This is a genomic window from Phytoactinopolyspora endophytica, from assembly GCF_004138495.1.
GTDB classification, from domain to species: Bacteria; Actinomycetota; Actinomycetes; order Jiangellales; family Jiangellaceae; genus Phytoactinopolyspora; species Phytoactinopolyspora endophytica.
Genome location: NZ_ML142855.1, coordinates 295,626 through 302,739 on the forward strand (window position 1 = coordinate 295,626; position 7,114 = coordinate 302,739).

9 protein-coding genes are annotated in these 7,114 nt (G+C 63.5%); 7 read left to right on the top strand and 2 right to left on the bottom strand.

Features of this window, described 5'->3' with window-relative positions:
* From ELR45_RS38045 to ELR45_RS16205, 4 genes are all read left to right on the top strand, one after another.
* Positions 1-615, top strand: a 615-nt coding sequence (locus ELR45_RS38045) for a hypothetical protein (protein ID WP_205856699.1), incomplete at its 5' end; no start/stop codon positions are given.
* 3 nt (positions 616-618) lie between these two features.
* Positions 619-1,101: a hypothetical protein gene (locus ELR45_RS16195; RefSeq protein WP_129667318.1), complete on the top strand. Its 483-nt coding sequence runs from the start codon at positions 619-621 to the stop codon at positions 1,099-1,101.
* A gap of 489 nt (positions 1,102-1,590) precedes the next feature.
* Positions 1,591-1,827 carry a hypothetical protein gene (locus ELR45_RS16200; RefSeq protein WP_129667319.1) on the top strand — a complete coding sequence of 79 codons (237 nt, stop codon included), beginning with the start codon at positions 1,591-1,593 and terminating at the stop codon, positions 1,825-1,827.
* Positions 1,828-1,972: 145 nt separating this feature from the next.
* A complete protein-coding gene (locus tag ELR45_RS16205) occupies positions 1,973-3,163 on the top strand; it encodes a phage major capsid family protein (RefSeq protein ID WP_129667320.1) in 1,191 nt (396 codons plus the stop codon).
* Between the two features lie 387 nt (positions 3,164-3,550).
* On the opposite strand, the gene ELR45_RS35295 is transcribed toward ELR45_RS16205, so the two are convergent.
* A complete protein-coding gene (locus tag ELR45_RS35295) occupies positions 3,551-3,691 on the bottom strand; it encodes a hypothetical protein (RefSeq protein WP_165367825.1) in 141 nt (46 codons plus the stop codon).
* Between the two features lie 246 nt (positions 3,692-3,937).
* Positions 3,938-4,288 carry a hypothetical protein gene (locus tag ELR45_RS16210; protein ID WP_129667321.1) on the bottom strand — a complete coding sequence of 117 codons (351 nt, stop codon included), beginning with the start codon at positions 4,286-4,288 and terminating at the stop codon, positions 3,938-3,940.
* A gap of 138 nt (positions 4,289-4,426) precedes the next feature.
* Between ELR45_RS16210 and ELR45_RS16215 the strand changes: the two genes are divergently transcribed.
* The 3 genes from ELR45_RS16215 to ELR45_RS16225 form a co-directional block, all read left to right on the top strand.
* Complete coding sequence (locus ELR45_RS16215) at positions 4,427-4,606, top strand: hypothetical protein (protein ID WP_129667322.1); 180 nt, start codon at positions 4,427-4,429, stop codon at positions 4,604-4,606.
* A gap of 289 nt (positions 4,607-4,895) precedes the next feature.
* The gene (locus ELR45_RS16220) at positions 4,896-5,534 is read left to right on the top strand and encodes a TetR/AcrR family transcriptional regulator (protein WP_129667323.1); all 639 of its coding nucleotides are present in this window, start codon (positions 4,896-4,898) and stop codon (positions 5,532-5,534) included.
* Between the two features lie 95 nt (positions 5,535-5,629).
* Positions 5,630-7,114, top strand: a 1,485-nt coding sequence (locus ELR45_RS16225; protein ID WP_240759764.1) for an ABC transporter ATP-binding protein, incomplete at its 3' end; no start/stop codon positions are given.

The following is a 7,114-nucleotide window of genomic DNA, read 5'->3' on the forward strand; positions in this document are numbered from 1 at the left end:
CGCGTTGTGGCCGGGATACGACTATGTAGCAAGTGCGGGGACCAGTCGGCTGCCGACGCGAACCAGTCCGGAGCCGACTACAAGAACCAGTCGGGAGCCGACTACAAGAACCAGTCGGGAGCCGACCACAATCACAATGAGTTCAAGGAGCGTCAGCGACGAGAACAAAGACACACACGCGAGCGCGCCGCCGAGTCTCCGCCTAGCGGCTCCGACGTCGGCGACGCTCGCGGTGTGAAGAACAAAGACGGCGAGGCTGGCGCCTCGCATGATCAAGATGACGATCCCGCGCAGACGGCTCCAGGTGACGTTGACGCGATCAAGGCCGAGCTGAAGGAACTGGCCATGTTCGTGTCGATGGCGTTGCGGATGTCCGCCGCCGAATCACGGAAATGGATCGGCGACAGGTTCGAATCCGCACCTAAGAAAGTCCGCGACCGTCGCGGCTATATCCGGGCGTGTGTGAAACAGGTGAATCCTGACTTCACGATCCCGGACGAGGGTTGGCAGTTCTTTTGTACGAAATGCCAAGCCGTAGGCACATTCGAATGTGGCGAGAAATACCACGAACGTTGGAGCAGGGAAACGACATTCAAGCTATGGGGAGAGGAATGATAAATGTCTGATCGACATGAACAACGGCGTGAAGAGGTACGCCGCGAGAACCGGACCAATAGATACGTTGGGGTCACCCGCGTACCGGAGGACGAGATCGACCGGGACCTATTCGAGTCCACGCCTCAAGACCATGAGCGGCTGGCCAAGCGCGCGATGGCCGAATTCCGATCTCGGAAGCTGGTCTCCAACGTGGTGCTTTCATATGACGAGTGGTTCGAGTTGCCATACGGGGCGGATGCCGCCATTGCCCACGCCGTCCTTGCTCTGGCCGGGGAGGTCCGTCGTGTCGGGGACATCCTCGAACGACAGGGGTCCGACACGAGCGGGGACACATCTGCACAAGGGGCCACGTCGTTGACGGGGACCTCGTTCTCGACGGGGCCCACGCCGACAGGGACACCTCGACCGACACGGGGCCAACCATGGACAGACCCGGATATCGACATGACCCGGTCACCGTCGAGCAACGGGGACCGATCGTGAACCGGGCGGTACTTCACCGGGCGGTGCCCTGCGAGGGATGTGGCGAGTACCTCGACGTGCCCGTCAACCGCCACGTCGTCGTCGACCCACGCTGTCGGTCGTGTCGACGATCGGAACCGGGCATGATCGAGGTGGAGTGTGATGGGTGCGGCAGGGTGCTGGTGGTCCCCAGCCACCGTCGTAAGCGACGACAGCTGTGTGCCTCGTGTCGAGAAGCAATGCAGCAAGCACGTTGAGCGTCGCTGTGTGCCTCCGTGACGGCCTCAGACACCCTGTCTGGTGTCACCCACCAGACCAGCACCTATCGACGCTCAACGAGCCACACAACGCCGCGTGATGCCCCCACGGGCGACACCCCCGGGGGGTACCCCCGCTACGGCGCAGGTCAGAGCGCCGTACGACCCCCGCCCCTGGCATTTTTACTCGACCGAAACTTTTCCGGCGATCAGATCAAAATTCAGGACGATTTACGGATCAAAGGAGCATGACATGCAAGGATTCGACCATTACTCCCAGCAAGACCCGGCTTACCTTGAGGCCGTCGAGACGTTCATCACGCACGCCGCGACACTATTCGACCGTGTGTTCGAGCGTGCGGACGGGCCGCAGCGGCTCCAGCAATACATCGACGGCCAGATCGCCTTCCGTCTACGCGAAGGCATGCTGGAACTGCACCTGCTGATGCCGGACGTGGTTGTGCCCGATGATCCTGGGGAGTTAACGTGAAGGCGCACGGTAAGTCGCGCCGGTTTGATCGCCCGGCCACGCCAATGATGGGTGACGGTTTCCGTGATCCCGCCGTATCGCGGTTGTGGCCGGTAGTGCCCCGCGATTCCACGGCATATCCATCGTGTGATCACGGAGATTCATCATGAGCACGTACACGCCAACGTCGATCGAAGAGCGTGAGGAACGGATCGCCGAATGTCGGGCCGAGATCCAGAACATCGCCGCCGAATACGACGGTCAGAAGTTCGACGAACACGCCCGCGATCGGTGGAACGACCTCAACACCGAGATCGAGGAACATCAGGACGCCATCCGCGAAATGCGGACCCGCAAGGAACGCCTGCGCGCATTGGCGGGCAATCCGGCCAACCTCGAACAGGGAAGCCGTGGCGACTTCGGACAGCCTGGAAATCTGGTCACCGGGGAATTGAGCCCTTTTTCTTCTTCGGATGAGTCCCTGCCGTCGCTGATGCCGACACGGGACGAACTCCAGCGTCTACACGCCGCCGTGCGGGTCGGAACGAATGCCCGTCTGGAATCGCGGGCGACGGTCACCACATCCGAGAGCGGTGCCGACAATCTGGCTACGGAACTGCCGACCCGGCCTCGTCGGGAACGACGGATCGCGGTAGCGGCCGGACTGGGGCGTGAGAATGTCGCTGGCGTCACCTCCGTCGAATTCCCGGTATTCGGATCGGGTGATGCCGATATTCCGGGCTCGGAGACGGCGACCAAGCAGGAGTACGACAACGTCAGCGCGGATTCGGCGACGCCATCGGTGATCGCGATTTGGACCCGGACGACCCGTCAGAACCTTCTGACGATGCGGAATTTCGAGGGCAAGCTGCGTAGTGTCCTGGCCGCGAAGGTGGCGCGTCGGGAAGACGAACTGCTGGTCGACACGGTTCTCGCCAATGACGACATTCAGCTTCTCAATCAGTCCGTCAGCGCCGACGCCGTCCTTGAGGCGGCGGCCATGGTGGCTGACTCTGATGTTGCCTCGAATCCCAACCTGGTCGCCATCAACCCATCGGACGCCCCGACATTGCTCGGTGCCGATGTGGGTTCCGGTGGTACGGCCAGCCCGCCGTTCGCGGAATTCCTGCCGACCATTCATGGCATGTCGGTCTACATCACCAACCACGTCGATGAAGGCGAAGCCATCGTCGGCGCGTGGAATATGGCGTCGCATCTCGTGGTCGGCATTTCGCCGACATTCCTGGTGGATTCGCTATCCAGGGTCACGACCAATGAGATCACGCTCCTGCTGGAGGAAGCGGTCGCGTTGGCGATCGATGAACCCGATGGGTTCGTTCACGTCGCCTCGACGTAGCCTGTGCGGCGTCAGGTTCGCCATAGACGGACGAACGGCGATCCTGGCGCCCACAACAAAGCCCCCCTGTCGGTGTCAGCCCACAACCCCCGCCGAGGCGAATGTGGTACGCGGCGGCTGACAGGGGTCATACGTGGCGTCAACGGGTCGATCTCTGAATGGGTCAGGCAACCCGCAAGGGCCGGTCATGATGGCCTCTTCCATGGGCCTAGTCGGCACCTGCGCCACACGACGAAGGCCCCGCACCGTTTCATTCCTTTCCGGTGCGGGGCCTTCGACAAAAGGCGGCGCCCCGATCTTCGAGGGGATTAGAAGACCGGGGCGCCTTTGTGTCCTCAAGCGCCGGAGGGTGGGTGGGTGCGTCCCGGCGCGAGGACGTCTATGGGGTCATCGGAACAGCTCCGCAACCCACGCGGCCACGTCCGGCCCGATCGTCGTCATGCCTGCCGAGGTCCCCTCGATCGCGACAACCACGGCGATCAGGGCGACGACGGCGGCGCCAACGGCGATAAGTGTGTTGCGGGTCATTTCATGTCCCCTTCAATAGCTAGACAGTCGGCACAGTCGATCTCGTCGTCGGTCCACTCGATCTCCAGGGCCGGGATGGTCGAAGATCCGCACCATGGGACGACTGTCGAGTGATAGGACCCGTGGACGACGCCGTCGAAACGAAGATTCATCTTGCCGTCACCGTCCCCAGGACGACGACGGCAGCGATAGCGGCCAACGTGACCCACCAGTAGACGAGGGCACGTCGGCGCTGATGCGGCAGCATCAGGCATCGCCGCAGTCGAGGATGTTGACGGCCTTGCTGATCGCGTGCGCGATCGATCCGTCCTGACCAAAGGCGGCCAGGCAGACGACCAGATTCTCCACGGTGCCCGGGGCGAACTGCATGACCGTCTCGTCACTACCGGACAGGAGCACGATCTCGACGACCGGGTCCTTGGTGCCGTACTGCTTGACGGCGATCTCACAGCCGGTCGTGGCGTCCTTCATGATCGTCGAGACTTCGACGCTGTGGACCCGCCACTCGGGATGATGCGCTCGATCGCACCAGATCGGGCATGACGTCGGCCACACGTTGTCGGCGGTGGGGGTGGATGTCGCTACGCTGGCGACCATGGGATTCACCTCTCCGTTAGGTGGGTTCCTAGGACCCTCGTCGGACTTACCTTCCGGCGGGGGTCCGCCTGTTTGGTCCACACCCTACTGCGCTAATCAGTGCCGATCCAGGGGTGTACCACTATGAACCGTATGGGGATGAACAAGAACCTGTATGTGGGTGATCGCGACGTTGATCTGTTTCACTGGGCCGAGGCGTACGCCCACGAGACCCGCCGCGGCGTCAACGCCGTCGTGTTCATGGGCCTGGAACTACTGCGCGCCCAGGTCGAGGGCGACCAGGTCAAAAGTGACCAGGCCGACGACGACCAGTCGTGATCGAAACGGGGACCGTCACCGGTTTGATCATGACGCCGACCAGCACAAACGCTAGACTCGCTTAATGCCCCTGGACGGCCCAAAACGACCACACAAGGCCGCTGACGACGGCTCGCTTAGGGTCTCATCGGCGGACATCGGTGCAGGTCAGGGGTTAAATGTCACAGTTAAGCAACGGGCATGACGCGCTGGATCCTCGATGATCATGGGCGGGAGGTCTGGCGCCCGACTGGGGTGTGGAGACCGGTTCTCCTTGTGAGTGAGTTCTCACTCATTTACACTGGCGCTCATGATGACCGAACCGCAGGACGGAACGGGAGCGCGGCGTACTCGGGCGGCGCGGATGTCGCCTGAGGATCGGCGGGCGGCCATCATCGCCGCCACGGTCCCGCTCGTTCGCACGTATGGATTCGACGTCAGTACGCACCAGATCGCGGAGGCGGCGGACATCGCCGAGGGCACCATCTTTCGCGTCTTTGACACCAAGGAGGACCTGCTCAAGCAAGCGGTCCAGGCAGCGCTCCATCCCGGCGACATGGAGCAGCGCCTGCTGGTCATCGACCTCTCGTCGCCATTGGACGAACGGCTGCAATGGGCCGCGGAACTGTTGCAGCAACGGATGGCCCGCATGATCGAGCTGGCCTCGGTTGTCGGACGCGCGAACTTCCCGCCGGCGGATCGAGAGGAGATGGAGAAGCAGCACGAGCATCTGCACGAGCTGCTCGTCAAGCTCTTCGAGCCGGACCGTGACAAGCTGCGCGTGGATCCGGCCCATGCCGCACGCCTGCTGCGGATCGTCGCCTTCGGTGGCTCCCATCCACGGCTGTCCGACGGACCGCTGATGACACCGGCCGAGGTCGTCGACCTGTTGCTCAACGGGATCAGAATCCGCGACGACAGACCTGCGAGTGACGACCCGTCGCCATGACCCGTGGCCGTGACCCGTGGCGGTGCCGGTCAGCACCGTCACCGTCCGTCTAGGCATGGCACGTCAACGGCACAACATCCACTGGAGTCTCTTTCATGCTCATCCGTCTGTTGCGGACGTACGTGCGTCCGTATCGAACCTGGCTCGCGGCTGTGGTGGTACTGCAGCTGCTCGGCACGTTGGCCGCGCTGTACCTGCCGAGCCTGAACGCCGACATCATCGATCACGGGATCGCGGTAGGCGATACGGACTACATCGTCTCCACCGGCGGGTGGATGTTGCTGGTCACGTTGGTGCAGGTCGTGACGGTCATCCTCGCGGTCTATTACGGAGCGCGGGCGTCCATGGCGCTCGGCCGGGACGTTCGTCGTGCGGTGTTCCACCGGGTGGGCATGTTCTCCGCCCGAGAGGTCGGGCAGTTCGGCGCGCCGTCGTTGATCACCCGCAGCACGAATGATGTCCAGCAGGTGCAGATGCTGGTGATGATGACCACGACCATGGTGGTGATGGCACCGATCATGGGCGTCGGCGGCGTGATCATGGCTCTACGGCAGGACGTGGAACTGTCCTGGCTGATGGCGGTGAGCGTTCCGGTGCTGCTGGTCGGCGTGCTGTTGATCGCGCGGCGCATGGTGCCGCAGTTCCGGGCGATGCAGGAGCGCGTGGACTCGGTGAACCGCGTACTGCGAGAGCAGATCACCGGCATCCGGGTGGTGCGGGCGTTCGTGCGTGAGCCGTACGAGGTCGACCGGTTCGCCGGAGCCAACCGGGCACTGACGGACACGGCGCTGCGCGCGGGCCGGCTGATGGCGCTGATGTTTCCGTTCGTGATGCTCGTGCTGAACGCGTCGAGCGTGGCTGTGTTGTGGTTCGGCGGGCTGCGGGTGGACAGCGGGGAGATGCAGGTGGGCGCGCTGACCGCGTTCCTGACCTATCTGATGCAGATCCTGATGTCGGTGATGATGGCGATGTTCATGGTCATCATGGTTCCGCGCGCGGCGGTGTCCGCGGAGCGGATCAGCGAGGTGCTGGCCACCGAGTCGTCGGTGGTGTCCGCCGCGGAGCCGGTGACGGAGCTTGCGGAACGGATCACGTTGGAGCTGGACGAGGCGAGTTTCTCGTTTCCTGGGGCAGAAGAGCCGGTGCTGCGGGGCGTGCGCTTGCTGGCCGAGCCCGGCGAGACGATCGCGGTGGTGGGCAGCACGGGCGCGGGCAAGTCCACGCTGGTCAGTCTGGTGCCGCGGTTGATCGACGCGACGTCGGGAACCGTGCGTGTGGGTGGGGTGGATGTGCGCGATGTCGATCCCACGGTGTTGCGCGAACGCATCGGATTGGTGCCACAGAAGGCGTATCTGTTCTCCGGAACGGTGGCGAGCAATCTGCGCTACGGCAAGCCGGACGCCACGGATGAGGAGCTGTGGCGGGCTTTGGAAGTGGCGCAGGCGCTCGACTTCGTGGAGGCGATGCCGGAAGGGCTGGACGCGCCGATCGCGCAGGGCGGGACGAACGTCTCCGGTGGGCAGCGGCAGCGGTTGGCGATCGCGCGGGCGCTGGTGCGGCAGCCGGATGTGTACCTGTTC

What these genes read in the sequence shown, in the direction of transcription:
- ELR45_RS16195 (WP_129667318.1), top strand. Translation starts at nt 619, where the DNA reads ATGTCTGATCGACATGAACAACGGCGTGAAGAGGTACGCCGCGAGAAC.
- ELR45_RS35295 (WP_165367825.1), bottom strand. Translation starts at nt 3,691, where the DNA reads ATGACCCGCAACACACTTATCGCCGTTGGCGCCGCCGTCGTCGCCCTG.
- ELR45_RS16220 (WP_129667323.1), top strand. Translation starts at nt 4,896, where the DNA reads ATGATGACCGAACCGCAGGACGGAACGGGAGCGCGGCGTACTCGGGCG.
- ELR45_RS16210 (WP_129667321.1), bottom strand. Translation starts at nt 4,288, where the DNA reads ATGGTCGCCAGCGTAGCGACATCCACCCCCACCGCCGACAACGTGTGG.
- ELR45_RS16215 (WP_129667322.1), top strand. Translation starts at nt 4,427, where the DNA reads ATGAACAAGAACCTGTATGTGGGTGATCGCGACGTTGATCTGTTTCAC.
- ELR45_RS16200 (WP_129667319.1), top strand. Translation starts at nt 1,591, where the DNA reads ATGCAAGGATTCGACCATTACTCCCAGCAAGACCCGGCTTACCTTGAG.
- ELR45_RS16205 (WP_129667320.1), top strand. Translation starts at nt 1,973, where the DNA reads ATGAGCACGTACACGCCAACGTCGATCGAAGAGCGTGAGGAACGGATC.